The organism is Pseudomonas carassii (assembly GCF_036324045.1).
Lineage (GTDB): Bacteria > Pseudomonadota > Gammaproteobacteria > Pseudomonadales > Pseudomonadaceae > Aquipseudomonas > Aquipseudomonas peradeniyensis.
The window spans coordinates 47,149-63,271 of record NZ_JAZDCT010000016.1; the positions used below are offsets into that span (position 1 = coordinate 47,149).

Here is a 16,123-nt window from a genome sequence, read left to right on the forward strand (position 1 = left end):
TGTAGTTCAGTGGGGGCCGGAAGCCGGTTGTTCAGTGAGTGGATTGACGGAGTTCCGGAATGAAGGTGTCGAATATCATGTTTTCCAGTAAGGTCGTGCGCCTTTTCAACATTGCGCTGCGTGGCCTGACGCTGTTGAGCAAGTTTGCCCTCATTTTTTTCCTGGCGAGATTTCTCGACGTTTCCGAGGTGGGTGTCTACGGCCTGTTCGCGGCGGCGATCGGCTACTCGCTGTACGTGGTGGGCTTTGAGTTTTACAACTATTCGACGCGTGAAATCATTGGCCAGCCACCTGCTCGTTGGCTGGCAATGGTACGTGATCAATTTGCGTTGTATGGCCTCCTCTATGTTGCTTTCCTGCCCATCGCCTTTTACCTGTTCCACGCTGGAATATTGCCCTGGCATTACCTTGTCTGGTTCTTCCTGCTGACGGTGCTGGAGCATGTCGCGCAGGAAATGAACCGGTTGCTGGTCGCGATTTCCGAACCCGTCCTGGCGAGTGTCGTGCTGTTCGTTCGAAGCGGTGCCTGGTGCCTGCTGGTGGTCGGCTGGATGTGGTGGTCGCCAGGCTCGCGTACCTTGGAGCTGGTGTTTTCGGCGTGGTCGGCAGGGTGTTTCCTGGCCTGTGTCCTGGCGGGTATCAGGCTGATGAAACTCGATCGCCGGGCGTTGGCGTCGGCTGTCGACTGGTCCTGGGTGCGCAAGGGCATTCGCGTGGCGATTCCGTTGTTGGTGGCCACCCTGGCCGTCCGTGGCATTTTCACATTGGACAGGTATTTTGTGGAGGCGCTGGCGAACCTGGCGACGGTGGGGGCCTACGTGCTCTACGTGAGCATGGCGACCGCGGTGATGTCTTTCCTCGATGCCGGGGTCATCGTGTTTCTGTTCCCGCGGCTGGTTGCGCTGGCCAAGCAGGGTGATCAGCCCGGTTTTGCCAAGGCGATGCGGGAACTGACGCTCAATGTGATCGTTGTGACGGGCGTTCTGGTCGTTGCGTGTTCGTTGTTGGCGCGGCCGGTGGTTGGCTACCTGGGCAGTCCGGCCTATGCGGATCATCTGGCGATGCTCGACTGGTTGCTGCTTGCCATGGCGTTCTATTGCCTGAGCATGATTCCGCACCTGGGGCTTTATGCTCATGGTCGCGACCGGCATCTGCTGCTGAGCCAGGTCGCGGGTTTTGTGCTGTTCATCCTGCTTGCCTGGCTATGGGGGGCGCAGGCAGGTGCTCGTGCGATACCGTGGGCAATGTGTGTTGCGTTTGGTGTTGTCTGGGTATGGAAAATGGTTGCCTACCATCGGCTCTGCGGCGGCGCTGCGGCGGGGAAAGGTCCTGGCGTGGAGCAAGTGGGATGAGCGGGCGGCCTGTGCTGAATGGCGATGCGCGCTGTTCGCTGACAGTCATTTCATGTTCCGAGAGCCCTATGTGCTTTGTATTGGCAGGTGCCTGTTCAGTGGCAAGAAGAAATCGTGGTTCGGGAGTGGCAGGATGAAGAGGCGTGACCTTGAGTGCATGGTCGTCTACATGAAGTCTGTCGAGAATGAGATCTGCCTCGATCAGGGCATCTATGCATTGTGCGGCCTGTCAGCCAAGGATCTCGGCTATCTGCCGCGCCCGGCCAAACTGCTTAATCGATTGGCCGGGCGACAGGGGCTCGTTCGGATGGTGGCCGGTGTTGTCCGCATGCTCTGGCGAAATGGCGCGGCCATGCTGTTCTTCGCACGTGAGTGGTTGATGCTCAGTGCGCATGTGCGTCGGTTGGCGACAGTGGAAGTTGCTGAGGCGCGTGAGGCGGCCTTCTGCTCCGGCAATCGTTCCGTGGAAGTCATTCGTGCCGCGTTGCCTGGGCGTGGCCTGGCCTGGCTGACCCTCCCTTGGGCACCCGTCGAGGCGGGCAAGGTGCAGGGGCCGGTCGTCGATGTATTCGCGCTGTTGGACAGCAACGACTTGCGGCGTGCCTTCTGCTTGTCGGTGCGTGCCGTGGCTGTGCTGGCGCGCCGCCCGCGTACGCGTGACTGGGTGTTGCAAAGTTATACGGCCATGCGGTGGTTCTGTGTCTACTTGGCGCTGGAGAAGGCCGGGTTCGATCATCTGCTGACCGCGGATCACTTCGACCGCTGGGCGTTGCTGGTAGATGGCCTGGTGTCGCGCCAGCGTGTGCGTGGGCGAGGTGCTAAGGCACTGGAAGTGCAGTTGACGCTGGTTCAGCATGGTGATGTGCGATCTCTGGATCAGCCCGCCTCGTCGCAAAGCAGGCTGCCTTTCGTTCTGCGTTACAAGTTGAACGCGGTCACCCAGCTATACGTGTTCGATGACCATTCACGCCAGGTTTTTGAAAATGATATTCTGTCTCGTCGTTGTCTGGCGAGAGGCGTGGAGATTCAGCGATATTCGCCGTCGATAGATCTTATTTCTTTGCCTGCGGAACATAAGGTCAAAGTGCTGTTTGTCGGTCATCCAATTTGTGAGTCGATACAAATTGAACTGTTCAAGTGTCTGATGGAAGCGTTTGAAGTTACTGTTTATTACAAGCCGCATCCAACTGCCGGTATGAGCGCGTTGGCGAGGAGTCAAGGCTGGACTGTCATTGATGACAAAAGGATATTTCCTGCAGTGGACTTGATAGTTTCCTACCCTTCTACCCTGGTCCAGGAGTATGCCGGGCAGGGGGTCGGTGCGGTGATGCATCCGCTGCAAAGTCAAGAGGAGGGCGGTGCTGGCATTTTTGCCGACCTCCAGTCAAAATTGACCCTTTTGGGTTGCGAAAGAATTCAGCCTTGAGCTATCGGCTACCGGAATCGGGAGAGTGTATGAGGGGTAGCGCCTATAAAATCTGCTCGCGTTGCATCATGGATACGAGTGATCCGCTCATCCAGTTCGATGCCGAGGGCGTGTGCGAGCACTGCCGGAATTTTGACCAGCAGATCAGCCCCAACTGGCACACGGATCAACGTGGCGAAGCGGAGCTGATGCGGCTTGCCGACAAGATCAGGAAGGACGGCCAGGGCCGTGACTTCGATTGCATCATCGGTTTGAGTGGTGGCCTCGACAGCTCCTATGTCAGCTACATCGCCAAGGAGAAGATGGGCCTGCGTCCGCTTCTGTTCCATGTCGATGCGGGTTGGAACACCGATCAGGCGGTCGGCAATATCGAGAAGCTCGTCGATGGCCTGGGCCTGGACTTGTACACGGAAGTTATCAACTGGGAAGAAATGAAAGATCTGCAGGTGGCCTTCCTCAAGGCGCAGATCTCTGACCAGGACTTGCCGCAGGACATCGCCTTCTTTTCGGGGTTGTACAAGTTCGCCCGGGCAAACAAGATCAAATACGTGCTGACCGGCGGTAACTTCTCGACGGAGTGCTGCCGTGAGCCCGAAGCCTGGGGGGGATACCCGGGGATCGACAAACGCTTGATGATGGATATTCACAAGCAGTTCGGTAAGCGCCCGCTGAAGTCATTCCCGGTGGTCGATATCCTGATGTATAAACTCTACTATCGTTACATTCTGGGAATGGAAGTCGTCAAGCCGTTGAACCTGATTCCTTATGTAAAAAAGGACGCAGAAGAGACGTTGCAGCGGCTGTTTGGCTGGAAGGCATTCCAGCACAAGCATCATGAATCGCGCTTCACCCGCTTCTATGAAGATTACTGGATGCCGCGAAAGTTTGGTTACGAGAAGCGCCGGGCGCATTTCTCGAGCCTGATCATGACCGGGCAGATGACCCGCGAGGCGGCACTGGAGCGTATCGCCCAACCTGAACTGGAAGAAAAGTTCCTGATCTCCGAGTTCGAGTTTGTCGCCAACAAGCTGGACCTGACGGTCGATGAGTTGCGTGCCATTTTCGAAGGGCAGAACAAGACCTGTGCCGACTACAAGAACAAGCGCTTCCTTATCGGTATCGGCGCGCGCGTGATGAGCGCGTTGGGGCTGGAGAGAAGGCTGTTCAGATGATTACGATTATCGATTATGGCCTGGGCAATATTCAGGCCTTCGTGAATGTCTACAAGCGGCTGCACATTCCCGTTCAGGTGGCGCGCTGCGCCGAGGAACTGGCGGGTGCCCAGAAGCTGATCCTGCCGGGCGTCGGCGCGTTCGATCATGCCATGGAGCGTCTCGAGGCTTCGGGGATGCGTGCCACCCTCGACCGGCTGGTGCGTCAGGACAATGTGCCGGTGCTGGGGATCTGCGTGGGTATGCAGATGCTCGCCGACTCCAGCGACGAAGGGCGCTTGCCGGGCCTGGGCTGGGTGCCGGGGCGGGTGGTTTCGTTCCGCTCGAACCCTGGCCTGGAAGCCATCGCCCTGCCGCACATGGGCTGGAACGACGTCCAGGCGGTCAATGGCAATCCGCTGCTCAAGGGCTTCGAGGACGAAGCGCGGTTCTATTTCCTGCATTCCTTCTACTTCGAGTGCGCGCAGGCCGAACATGTTGGTGCTCGTTCCAGCTATGGCCTGGATTTCAGTTGCGCCGTGGCGTCCGATAACGTCTACGGCGTTCAGTTCCACCCAGAGAAAAGCCACCACTTTGGTGTCGGGCTCCTGAAAAATTTCGCGGAACTCTGAAATGCTTAGACCTCGAATCATTCCCTGCCTGTTGATTCACGACGGTGGCTTGGTCAAGACCGTTGGCTTCAAGGATGCCAAATATGTTGGCGATCCGATCAATGCGGTGAAGATCTTCAATGAGAAGGAAGCCGATGAACTGATCGTTGTCGACATCGACGCCACGGTCAACGGGCGCGAGCCTGATTACAAGCGTATCGCCAACCTGGCCGCCGAGTGTCGGATGCCGCTGTGCTATGGCGGCGGCGTGCGCACTCCCGAGCAGGCGAGGGCAATCATCGCGCTTGGCGTGGAGAAGGTCGCGATCAGTGCCGCGGCATTGGAAGATCCGACGCTGGTCACCCGCATTGCCGAGGAAATCGGTCGGCAGAGCGTGGTGGTGGTGCTCGACCACAAGCCGCGTACGCTCAGCCTCAGCAAGCAACAGGATGTCTGGACTCACAACGGCACCCGCAACACCAAGCGCAACGTCATCGACGTGGCCAAGGAAATGGAAGCGGCGGGCGCCGGTGAAATCGTCATCAACTCGATTGCCAACGACGGTCGGATGAAAGGCTACGACATAGCGCTGGCGAGCAAGGTGCGCGAGGCAGTCAACATTCCGGTCACCATCCTGGGAGGAGGCGGTTCCCTGGAGGATATGCATCAAGTGGTCGCGGCTTGCGGGGTGGTAGGGGTTGCCGCTGGCAGCTTCTTCGTCTTCAAAGGTACATACCGCGCTGTTTTGATCAGCTATCCGAGTGCGCAGCAAAAGGACGAAAAGGTCTTTTCTGCGTTGCAGGCCCGCTAGCCGCCTATTCAGGAATCATTATGTTCAGTGGAAAAAAACTTCTCATTTCGGGCGGTACGGGCTCCTTCGGCAACGCCGTACTGAAGCGTTTCCTCGATACGAATATCGCGGAGATCCGCATCTTCAGTCGTGATGAGAAGAAGCAGGACGACATGCGCAAGCGCTACGGCAGCAGCAAGCTCAAGTTCTACATCGGGGATGTCAGGGACTACCAGAGCGTGCTCAATGCGACCCGCGGTGTCGATTACATTTTTCACGCCGCCGCGCTGAAACAGGTGCCGTCCTGTGAGTTTCACCCGATGGAAGCGGTCAAGACCAATGTCCTGGGCACGGAAAATCTGCTCGAGGCGGCGATCCAGAACGAAGTGCGTCGCGTCGTCTGCCTGAGCACCGACAAAGCGGTCTACCCGATCAACGCCATGGGTATTTCCAAGGCGATGATGGAAAAGGTCATGGTTGCCAAGTCGCGCAATGTCGATGACAAGAAGACCGTCATCTGCGGTACGCGCTACGGCAACGTCATGGCGTCGCGGGGGTCGGTGATCCCGTTGTTCGTCGATCAGATTCGTGCGGGCAAGGCACTGACGCTGACCGACCCGAACATGACCCGTTTCATGATGACCCTGGCCGATGCCGTCGATCTCGTGCTCTATGCGTTCAAGCATGGCAACAACGGCGACCTGTTCGTACAGAAGGCGCCAGCCGCGACGGTGGAGACCTTGGCCAAGGCCCTGACTGCCCTGGTGGGCAAGCCCGAGCATCCGATTCAGGTGATCGGCACGCGCCATGGTGAAAAACTCTACGAAGCACTGCTGAGTCGTGAAGAGATGGCCTGTGCCGAAGACATGGGGGAGTACTTCCGTATTCCGCCTGATCTGCGTGATCTCAATTACGCCAAGTTCGTCGAGCAGGGTGAAACCAAGATCTCCCGTACCGAAGACTACAACTCGCACAACACCGAGCGTCTGGATGTCGAGGGTATGCAGCGCCTGTTGCTGAAACTGGACTTCATGCGCGCGATCCAGCGTGGCGAAAATGCAACGCCCGAGGAGTGAGTCATGAACGTCCTGATTACGGGTGCCAATGGATTCGTCGGCCAGAATCTCATTGCCCATCTGAATGAACAACATGATGTGCAGGTGTTGCGCTTCACCCGCGATGATGGGCTCGATAGCCTGCCATCGCTGGTGAAGCAGGCGGACTTCGTGTTTCACCTGGCGGGTGTCAATCGTCCCCAGGACCCACTGGAGTTCCAGAGCGGCAATGCCGACCTGACCCGTGCCCTGTGTGATGCCATTGTGGCTGCTGGCCGTCCGGTTCCCGTGCTGTATACCTCGTCTATCCAGGCCGGTCTGGACAATCCCTACGGCCTGAGCAAGCGTGCCGCCGAGGACGTGCTGATCCAGCTCGCGGCCAGCCAAGGCGTGCCGGTTCATCTGTTCCGTCTGCCCAATGTGTTCGGCAAGTGGGCCAGGCCGAACTACAACTCGGCGGTGGCGACGTTCTGCCACAACATTGCCCGTGACCTGGCGATCACCCTCAATGATCCCGATGCCCAGATCAACCTGGTATATGTCGACGATGTCATTGCGCAGTTCATTGCGGTCATGCGAGGTACTGTGGCTGGCTCGCCCTTCGTCAGTGTCGAGCCCCAGTATCGGATCACGGTCGGTGAGTTGGCGGAGCAGCTGCGGGCATTTCGCGACAGCCGCCAGTCGATGGTGACCGAAGCTGTCGGCACGGGGCTGGTGCGAGCGCTGTACTCGACCTACCTGAGCTATGTGCCACCGGAGCGTTTCACCTATGACGTGCCCCGTCATGGCGACCCGCGCGGGGTGTTCGTGGAGATGCTCAAGACCCGTGACAGCGGTCAGTTCTCCTACTTCACCGCGCACCCGGGAATCACCCGGGGCGGGCATTATCATCACTCGAAAACCGAGAAGTTCCTGGTCATCAAGGGCAAAGCATGCTTCCGCTTCCGTCATATCGTCACTGGAGAGTTTCATGAACTTTTCACTGACGGTGAGCAAGCTCGCGTTGTCGAAACCGTTCCGGGGTGGACCCACGACATCACCAATGTCGGAGAGGACGAGATGATCGTCATGCTCTGGGCCAATGAAATCTTCGACCGTGAGCACCCAGACACCTACGCCCGCCCCGTCGGTACCCAAGCCTGAGCCGTCGTACACAGGACCATTGACATGAAGAAGCTCAAAGTTGTGACCGTGGTGGGTACCCGCCCGGAAATCATTCGTCTGTCGCGGGTCATGGCGGCTCTCGACCAGCACTGCGATCACGTGTTGGTCCATACCGGCCAGAACTACGACTATGAACTGAACGAGATCTTTTTCCAGGATCTGGGGATTCGCAAGCCGGACCATTTCCTCAACGCGGCCGGCGCCACGGGTGCCGAGACCATTGGCAATGTGATCATCGCGGTCGACCGTGTGTTGGCCGAGATCAAGCCAGAGGCTTTGCTGGTGCTTGGCGATACCAACAGCTGCATGGCCGTTCTGCCGGCCAAGCGTCGCAAGATCCCGACGTTCCACATGGAGGCAGGCAACCGCTGCTTCGACATGCGCGTGCCCGAAGAGATCAATCGACGCATCGTCGACCACACGGCTGACATCAACCTCACCTACAGCACCATCGCGCGGGATTACCTGCTGCGTGAAGGGTTGCCGGCGGACCGTGTGATCAAGACCGGCAGCCCGATGTTCGAAGTGCTGAACTACTATCGGAGCGGCATCGACGGTTCCGACGTGCTATCGCGTCTTGGCCTGGAGGCCGGGAAGTTTTTCGTGGTCAGTGCTCACCGTGAAGAAAACATCGACTCGGATGGCCACTTCCTCAAGCTGGTGGACATGCTCAATACCGTGGCGGAGCAATTCGGCCTGCCGGTCATTGTCTCCACCCACCCGCGGACACAGAAACGCGTCACCGCGATGGGCGTGACCTTTCATGAAAAGGTGCGCCTGCTCAAGCCGCTGGGTTTCAAGGATTACAACAAGCTTCAGCTCGAGGCCAAGGCGGTCCTGTCCGACAGCGGCACCATCAGCGAAGAGGCGTCGATCCTGAATTTCCCGGCGTTGAACATCCGCGAGGCCCACGAACGTCCGGAAGGGATGGAAGAGACCGCCGCGATGATGGTTGGCCTGGAGGTCGAGCGCGTCCTGCAGGGCTTGAGCATTCTCGATAGCCAGGGCCGGGGCGACTCGCGCAGCATGCGACTGGTCGAGGACTACAGCATGCCGAATGTCGCGGACAAGGTCGTGCGGATCCTGCACAGCTATACCGACTACGTGAACCGTGTCGTCTGGAAGCGGTACTGAGATGGGGTCGGATACCAAACATGGCTGACGCCCCGCTGAAGGTTCTGGTCGTTACCCAGTATTTCTGGCCAGAGAACATGCGCATCAATGACCTCGTCCGTGACCTGACGGCCAAGGGGCATCAGGTCACCGTGCTGACCGGGCTGCCGAACTACCCGGAGGGTCGTGTGTTCGAGCGCTACCGGGAAACCCCTGAGGCATTCCGATGCTATGAGGGGGCCGAGGTGGTGCGGGTGCCGTTGATTGCGCGAGGCAAGCGCAGCCTTACGCTGGTATTGAACTACCTGTCGTTCTTCGTGAGCGCTTCCGTACTGGGGGCGTTCAAACTGCGCAAGCGGCGTTTCGATGCCGTATTCGTCTATGCGGTCTCACCCATCATGGCGGCAATTCCTGCCGTGGTCATCGGGCGGCTCAAGCGTGCGCCGGTGTTCGTATGGGTACTGGACCTGTGGCCGGAAACCTTGCGCGCGGTGGGGGTGGTCAAGCATCCGCGATTGTTGGCGCTGGTCGGCAAGGTGGTCTCGTGGATCTATGACCGTACCGACTATCTGCTGCTGCAATCCCATGGTTTTCTCGACAATGTGCGCCAGTATTGCCGCCGACCGATCTCGGCGGAGCGCCTGGTGTATTTCCCGAGCTGGGCCGAGGACGATTTTTCCTCACCGGCGGCTACGGGCCCAGGGCTGATCGCCCGGGAGCCGGGCACCTTCACCGTGGTGTTTGCCGGCAACCTGGGCGAGGCGCAGGATTTCCCGGCGGTGCTCGATGCTGCCGAAGCGCTGCGCGACACGGTTGCCGTGCGCTGGGTGATCGTGGGGGATGGACGCATGAGCGAATGGCTTGCCGGGCAGGTGGCTGCCCGCAAGCTGGATAACGTCCAGTTGTTGGGGCGTCATCCGCTGGAGGCCATGCCGGGCTTGTTCGCCCAGGCTGATGCACTGCTGGTATCGCTCAAGACCAATGACGTGTTCGAGAAGACCATCCCGGGCAAGGTCCAGGCTTACCTGGCCTCCGGCCGGCCGTTGCTGGGCATGATCAATGGCGAGGCGGCGCGTGTGATCGTCGAGTCTGGCGCGGGCCTGGCCTGCCCCTCGGGCGATGCCCAGGGCCTGGCCGGGATCACGCGGGCGCTGGCCGAGACCGATGAGACCGCGCGCATGGGCATGGGCCGGGCAGGGCGGTTGTACTACGAACAGCATTACGCCAAGGACAAATTGATGGCGCGCCTGGAAGAGCTGTTCCGGGCCGCCACGTTGCGCAGGATGAACAGCTGATGACTTCAACAGTGCTATTGACCGGGGCTACCGGTTTTGTTGGCAGGGCCGTGCTGTCGAGCCTTGTCGCCCGCGCTGACCGGGTGCGCGCGGCGGTGCGCTGCGCTTCGGCTCTCGATGCCCGGGTAGCGACATTCCAGATCGATGCGCTGGATGGCGATACCCAATGGCAAGCGGGGCTCGAGGGCGTTGAGGTGGTGATCCACTCGGCCGCCCGCGTGCATGTGATGAATGACAAGGAGGCCGACCCGCTCTCGGCATTTCGCCGGGTCAATGTCGAGGGGACCTTGAACCTGGCGCGCCAGGCGGTCGCGGCGGGCGTCCGGCGTTTCATCTTCATCAGCTCGATCAAGGTCAATGGCGAAGGTACCCCTGTTGGCCGGCCTTATCGCGCCGATGATGTCCCGGCGCCGGCCGATCCCTACGGGGTCTCGAAGATGGAAGCCGAGCAAGGGTTGCGCGTTCTGGCCGAGCAGACGGGGTTGGAGGTGGTGATCATCCGTCCGGTGCTTGTGTATGGCCCGGGCGTCAAGGCGAACTTCCTGGCCATGATGCGCTGGCTGCGCAAAGGCGTGCCGCTTCCTTTCGGCGCAATCAATAACCGTCGCAGCCTGGTGGCACTGGATAACCTGGTTGACCTGGTGCTGACCTGCATGGTCCATCCCGCCGCGGCCAACGAGACGTTCCTGGTCAGCGATGGCGAGGACCTTTCCACCACCGATCTGCTCAAGCGCATGGCCAGGGCACTTGGCACGTCGGCGCGGCTGTTGCCGGTACCGGCGATCCTGCTGACGCTGGGGGCGACACTGCTGGGCAAGCGCTCTCTGTCGCAGCGCTTGTGCGGATCGCTGCAGGTCGATATCGAAAAGACCCGCACACTGCTGGGCTGGGTTCCTCCGGTCGGTGTGGACCAGGCGTTGGCTCAGGCCGCACGGCATTTTCAGGACAATGTGAATAAATGACTCAATGGTGGCTGGTGCCTTTCGTGGCGCTGATTTCCCTTCTGATGACCGCGGGTCTGCGTCGTTACGCATTGGCCAGAAGCATCATCGATATCCCCAACGCCCGCAGTTCGCATGTGGTGCCGACGCCGCGAGGCGGGGGCGTGGCGATTGTCGTCTCGTTCCTGTTGGTGGTGGTGGCGCTCGGTGTCGCCGGTCAGTTGGCCTCCGGTCAGTTGATCGGGCTGGCGGGGGCGGGTGGGCTGATCGCGGTTATCGGGTTTCTTGATGATCATGGCCATATCGCCGCACGCTGGCGGTTGCTGGGGCATTTCATTGCGGCGGCCTGGGGCCTCTACTGGCTCGGCGGCATGCCGCCCCTGCAGGTGTTCGGGGTGGTTGTCGACCTGGGCTGGTTGGGGGCGGTGTTCGCGGTGTTCTACCTGGTGTGGCTGCTCAATCTCTACAACTTCATGGACGGTATCGATGGCATTGCCAGTGTCGAGGCCATCTGTGTCTGCGCGGGGGCTTGCCTGCTTTACTGGTTGGGTGGTTTCGAGCAACTGATCGCACTGCCGTTGATCCTGATCATGTCGGTCAGCGGCTTCCTGTACTGGAATTTCCCGCCTGCGAAGATTTTCATGGGCGATGCCGGCAGCGGCTTCCTTGGTATCGTTCTGGGCCTGCTGTCGCTTCAGGCGGCCTGGGTATCGTCGCAGCTGTTCTGGTGCTGGCTGATTCTGCTTGGGGTGTTCGTGGTGGATGCGACCTTCACCCTGATCCGCAGATTGCTGCGTGGCGAGAAGGTCTATGAGGCCCATCGCAGCCATGCCTACCAGTTTGCTTCGCGCCGGGTGGGTGGTCATTTGCCGGTCACACTGGCGGTGGCGCTGCTCAACCTGTGCTGGCTGCTGCCGGTCGCGCTCGGCGTACTGCTGTTCGATCTCGACGGGTTCCTGGCGCTCCTGGTTGCCTACCTGCCGCTGGTGGGGTTGGCCGTCGCCTATCATGCAGGTGCTGCCGAGCGTTGACCGGCTCGGCAGGAAGTTGATGGGCCTGGATTTCAGAAGAAGAATTAGCTTTGCTGATGAGGAGCGGTACAGTGGTAGGAAGGGGATGGGAAAGAATGCGGACGTCGCTGCTGGGGTTGCCGCGGGCCAAGAAACGGCTGGTGCAGGTGCTGGCCGATGTCGTGCTCGTGTGGGTGGCCCTGTGGCTGGCGTTTGTCGTTCGCCTGGGGATCGACGAGTACGCCGCGCCATTTCGTGATCACGTGTGGCTGTTCGTTTGCGTGCCACTGGTCTCGATTCCGTTGTTCATCCGCTTCGGCATGTATCGCGCGGTAATGCGCTACTTCGGCAATGACGCGTTGATCGTCATCATCAAGGCGGTGACGCTCTCGTCGCTTATCCTGGGTGTCATCGTCTACTGGTCCGCCAACCATCAGTACCTGGTGCCGCGCTCCATCATCTTCAACTACTGGTGGTTGAGCCTGGTGTTGGTGGGCGGCTTGCGCCTGGCCATGCGTCAGTACTTCATGGGGGACTGGTTCTTCGCCTCGCAGCACATGCCGTTCAGCAATCGTGACGATGGTTTGCCCAGGGTGGCCATCTATGGCGCGGGCAGCGCGGGCAATCAGCTGGTTGCGGCGCTGCGCATGGGCAAGGTCATGCGGCCTGTGGCGTTCATCGATGATGACGGCAGTATCGCCGATCGGGTGATCGCGGGCTTGCACGTCTATCGTCCCGAGCAGATCCAGCGGATGATTGATGTCACTGGAGCCCAGGAGTTGCTGCTGGCCATACCTTCGGTCAACCGCATGCGCCGGCGCGAGATTCTTGGGCTGCTCGAAGGCTATCCGTTGCACGTGCGCAGTGTGCCAGGGTTCATGGATCTGGCCAGCGGCCGGGTCAAGGTCGACGACCTGCAGGAAGTGGACATCGCGGACCTGTTGGGGCGAGACGCTGTGCCGGCGCAGGCCGACCTGCTCGAGCATTGCGTGAAAGGCAAGGTGGTTCTGGTCACGGGGGCCGGCGGTTCGATCGGCTCGGAACTGTGCCGACAGATCCTGAGGCTTCAGCCCAGTACCTTGTTGTTGCTCGAGCACAGTGAATTCAATCTCTACAGCATTCTCAGCGAGCTCGAGAAGAGCATCCGCCGTGGTTCGTTGCCAACCCGGGTCCTGCCGATCCTCGGTTCCGTGCGCAATGCCGCGCAACTGTTGGACGTGATGTCCACCTGGCGCGTCGAGACCGTCTATCATGCGGCAGCCTACAAGCATGTGCCGATGGTCGAGCACAATATTGCCGAGGGTGTACTGAACAACGTGATCGGCACGTTGAATACCGCGCAGGCGGCGCTGCAATCCGGTGTGGCCAACTTCGTGCTGATTTCCACCGACAAGGCGGTGCGCCCGACGAATGTCATGGGCAGTACCAAGCGCCTGGCCGAGATGGTGCTTCAGGCGTTGAGCCGCGAGCTGGCGCCGGTACTGTTCAATGACCCCGGCAATGTCTCTAGAGTCAACAAGACCCGTTTCACCATGGTGCGTTTCGGCAATGTACTTGGTTCTTCGGGCTCGGTCATTCCCTTGTTCCATCAGCAGATCAAGTCGGGCGGCCCCTTGACGGTGACCCATCCGAAAATCACGCGCTACTTCATGACCATTCCCGAGGCCGCGCAGCTGGTGATCCAGGCCGGGTCCATGGGGCAGGGAGGGGATGTGTTCGTGCTCGACATGGGGGAGCCGGTCAAGATCGTCGAACTGGCCGAGAAGATGATCCACCTGTCCGGTCTGAGCGTGCGTTCCGATACCAATCCGCATGGCGACATTTCCATAGAATTTACCGGTTTGCGACCCGGCGAAAAGCTCTACGAAGAGTTGCTGATCGGTGACAATGTGGTCTCTACCCGACACCCGATGATCATGAGCGCCCAGGAAGACTATCTGGATTGGGAGTCACTCAAGTCGCGGCTGACCGTGCTGCTCGAGGCGATTTCGTCCGACGACTACGCCATGGTCAGGCAGCAGTTGCGGGAAATGGTCAGTGGCTACAATCCCGATGGCGAGATCGTCGACTGGATCTATCTGCAGCGCCGTCGGGAGCCCTGAGCCTAAAGATCGCTGAGGCGGCAGGTGGTAATCTGCTCCCGCCCCAGTTCGATGAGCGTCAGCGCACCATCGGAAAATGAGCAGCCCGTGTCGATGTAGATCACGTTTCCCAGTCGTAGTACCTGCGGTACCGTAGAGTGACCTACATACAGACGGTCTACCCCATTGACCGGGCGGGTGTCCATCGAGGTGATGCGATTTCTGGCGTATAGCGCCTGGGTCTGGGCCTTCCGTCGAATTTGTGGATCGCTGGCTTGCAGAAGTGTCATGGCCCTACCCCAATCGGGAGTGGGGGGGCTTTCCGGCAAGTCTGCATGAATGACGCCAATTGGCTCGCCGCACGTGCGCTGGATTTCAATCGCCAATGGCAGGGTTGCCAGGGCGGCAGCGATGCGTTGCTGCTCGGCCGGCGCCAGCCGATGGAACCATTCGCCACCATTACGTGCGTGACGGGCCGGGTCGCCAACCCCTGCTGCGCAATCGATGGCCATCTGCTCATGATTGCCACGTACGGCGTGAAGCCAGGGATAGGCTAGCCACTCCAGCGCTTGCTCGGAGAAGGGGCCGCGATCGACCAGATCTCCAGTGGAGAACAGACGATCATGAAGGGGGGCAAAGCGCACCTTCGACAGCAGCTGACGCAGCAGCTCAAAGTGCCCATGAACATCGCCCACGACAAAATCCCGCCCTTTGAAATTGGGAGTTACAGATTTGAGTGGGGGAGTGAAGTCAGGGAGAGGCACGCCAATGCTCTGTAGGAAAAGTCATCAAAATATCTGGCGCGAGTTTATCAGGAGCGCACGGGGCATGGCACTTTTCGAGGGCTCGGCATGCGCTGTCGCTGGAGGGTGGCAACTGATAGGGCGCGTTTCACAGCGGTGAAAGTGCCGATTTATTTACCTGTCACCTCGCAGGAGTCCGCGCAGTGGCAACACACCTGATCGAATGGGTATCTGACGGCGAAAATACTCGGCATGATGTCATGGCGCCATCCTGGGCGCAACTGTCAGGAGGTGGTTAGACTATGCAACACAGCTGCATCCGGCTAAGATCATTGACTGTCAACTGATGATGATGCTCATGTGGCCGTGGGGGCTTCGGAAAAAGGGAGTTTTGTGACTGTATTTGCTTATACCGGGATGTCTTCCAATCGCGTCGATCAACGAGAAAGCCCAGTGTCGCCTGCCGTTGCAATTCTGATGGCAACCTATAATGGTGGGGGGTATTTGCGTGAGCAACTGGACTCTTTCGAGCATCAGAGCCACAAGCACTGGGTGTTGCATGTGTCCGACGATGGCTCAACTGACGATACGCTAAAGCAGCTTGAAGCATTCGGTGTGCGCTGTGGTGGAAAATTGCAATTGGTTCAGGGGCCTCGGCGTGGGTATGTGGCAAACTTCCTGTCGCTGGTCTGCCGGGTCAAGGGGGACTACCAGTACTACGCTTGGTCCGACCAGGACGATATCTGGAACGTAGACAAGCTTGAAAGGGCAGTTGCACGCTTGGCCACTGTGCCGGAGTCGGTGCCAGCCCTCTATTGTGCTCGCACTCAGTTGGTCGACGCCAAGGGTGCGGCCATCGGCTTTTCACCTCGCTTTCTCCTGCCGCCGACGTTCTCCAATGCATTGGTGCAGAGCATCGGTGGTGGTAACACCATGGTCTTCAATCGTGCTGCCTGCGAGCTGTTGCGTGAGGCGGGTATGGAACTGGAGCTACCGTCCCATGACTGGTGGGCTTATCAGCTCGTTAGTGGTGTTGGCGGGAGAGTCTTCTATGACGAAGTTCCTGTTTTGCTGTATCGGCAGCATGACGGAAACCTGATTGGCAGTAACTCGAGTTGGCAGGCCCGCCTGGTGCGCATACGCCTTCTGCTACAGGGGCGATTCTGCGAGTGGAGCGAAATGAATGTTGCAGCACTTGAGGCAATGCGCCATCGCTTGAACAGTGGCAGTCAGCAAGTGTTGGCGGACTTTATGCGTGCACGAAAAGCTAAGTTGCCCTTGCGTCTGTTGCTGGTGCTCAAGGCGAGGCTTTACCGTCAGACACTGTTCGGTAACTTGGGGCTTATGGTCGCGGTCCTGCTAAAAAAAATATGACGATAAACGACGCGGTG

At 59.4% G+C, this 16,123-nt stretch carries 14 protein-coding genes; 13 read left to right on the forward strand and 1 reads right to left on the reverse strand.

Annotated elements, in window-relative coordinates:
• Positions 1-59: 59 nt before the first annotated feature.
• The 12 genes from V0R62_RS13755 to V0R62_RS13810 all read left to right on the forward strand — a co-directional run bounded on the left by V0R62_RS13755 (position 60) and on the right by V0R62_RS13810 (position 14,010).
• A complete protein-coding gene (locus tag V0R62_RS13755; protein WP_330104108.1) occupies positions 60-1,352 on the forward strand; it encodes a lipopolysaccharide biosynthesis protein in 1,293 nt (430 codons plus the stop codon).
• On the forward strand, positions 1,285-2,778 hold the full coding sequence (locus tag V0R62_RS13760; protein WP_330104109.1) for a hypothetical protein: 1,494 nt from the start codon (positions 1,285-1,287) through the stop codon (positions 2,776-2,778). Before V0R62_RS13755 ends, V0R62_RS13760 begins: the two co-directional genes overlap by 68 nt.
• A 29-nt stretch (positions 2,779-2,807) precedes the next feature.
• Complete coding sequence (locus tag V0R62_RS13765) at positions 2,808-3,950, forward strand: N-acetyl sugar amidotransferase (protein WP_330104110.1); 1,143 nt, start codon at positions 2,808-2,810, stop codon at positions 3,948-3,950.
• The gene (gene hisH / locus V0R62_RS13770) at positions 3,947-4,561 is read left to right on the forward strand and encodes an imidazole glycerol phosphate synthase subunit HisH (RefSeq protein WP_330104111.1); all 615 of its coding nucleotides are present in this window, start codon (positions 3,947-3,949) and stop codon (positions 4,559-4,561) included. Before V0R62_RS13765 ends, hisH begins: the two co-directional genes overlap by 4 nt.
• A gap of 1 nt (position 4,562) precedes the next feature.
• Positions 4,563-5,351: an AglZ/HisF2 family acetamidino modification protein gene (locus tag V0R62_RS13775; RefSeq protein WP_330104112.1), complete on the forward strand. Its 789-nt coding sequence runs from the start codon at positions 4,563-4,565 to the stop codon at positions 5,349-5,351.
• 20 nt (positions 5,352-5,371) lie between these two features.
• Entirely contained in the window at positions 5,372-6,406 is a 1,035-nt protein-coding gene (locus V0R62_RS13780; protein ID WP_330104113.1) for a polysaccharide biosynthesis protein, read from the forward strand.
• A 3-nt stretch (positions 6,407-6,409) separates the two neighbouring features.
• A complete protein-coding gene (gene wbjC, locus V0R62_RS13785; RefSeq protein WP_330104114.1) occupies positions 6,410-7,528 on the forward strand; it encodes a UDP-2-acetamido-2,6-beta-L-arabino-hexul-4-ose reductase in 1,119 nt (372 codons plus the stop codon).
• Between the two features lie 24 nt (positions 7,529-7,552).
• A complete protein-coding gene (gene wecB / locus V0R62_RS13790) occupies positions 7,553-8,683 on the forward strand; it encodes a non-hydrolyzing UDP-N-acetylglucosamine 2-epimerase (protein ID WP_330104115.1) in 1,131 nt (376 codons plus the stop codon).
• A 20-nt stretch (positions 8,684-8,703) separates the two neighbouring features.
• Positions 8,704-9,957: a glycosyltransferase family 4 protein gene (locus tag V0R62_RS13795; RefSeq protein WP_330104116.1), complete on the forward strand. Its 1,254-nt coding sequence runs from the start codon at positions 8,704-8,706 to the stop codon at positions 9,955-9,957.
• The gene (locus V0R62_RS13800; protein WP_330104117.1) at positions 9,957-10,919 is read left to right on the forward strand and encodes a UDP-glucose 4-epimerase family protein; all 963 of its coding nucleotides are present in this window, start codon (positions 9,957-9,959) and stop codon (positions 10,917-10,919) included. Before V0R62_RS13795 ends, V0R62_RS13800 begins: the two co-directional genes overlap by 1 nt.
• A complete protein-coding gene (locus V0R62_RS13805) occupies positions 10,916-11,929 on the forward strand; it encodes an MraY family glycosyltransferase (protein ID WP_330104118.1) in 1,014 nt (337 codons plus the stop codon). The genes V0R62_RS13800 and V0R62_RS13805 overlap by 4 nt, the downstream gene beginning before the upstream one ends.
• A gap of 95 nt (positions 11,930-12,024) precedes the next feature.
• Entirely contained in the window at positions 12,025-14,010 is a 1,986-nt protein-coding gene (locus V0R62_RS13810; protein ID WP_330104119.1) for a polysaccharide biosynthesis protein, read from the forward strand.
• Positions 14,011-14,012: 2 nt separating this feature from the next.
• Here the strand turns inward: V0R62_RS13810 and V0R62_RS13815 are convergent, their stop codons facing one another.
• Positions 14,013-14,684 carry a metallophosphoesterase gene (locus V0R62_RS13815; RefSeq protein WP_330104120.1) on the reverse strand — a complete coding sequence of 224 codons (672 nt, stop codon included), beginning with the start codon at positions 14,682-14,684 and terminating at the stop codon, positions 14,013-14,015.
• A 501-nt stretch (positions 14,685-15,185) separates the two neighbouring features.
• Between V0R62_RS13815 and V0R62_RS13820 the strand changes: the two genes are divergently transcribed.
• Complete coding sequence (locus V0R62_RS13820; RefSeq protein ID WP_330104121.1) at positions 15,186-16,106, forward strand: glycosyltransferase family 2 protein; 921 nt, start codon at positions 15,186-15,188, stop codon at positions 16,104-16,106.
• Positions 16,107-16,123 lie beyond the last annotated feature (17 nt).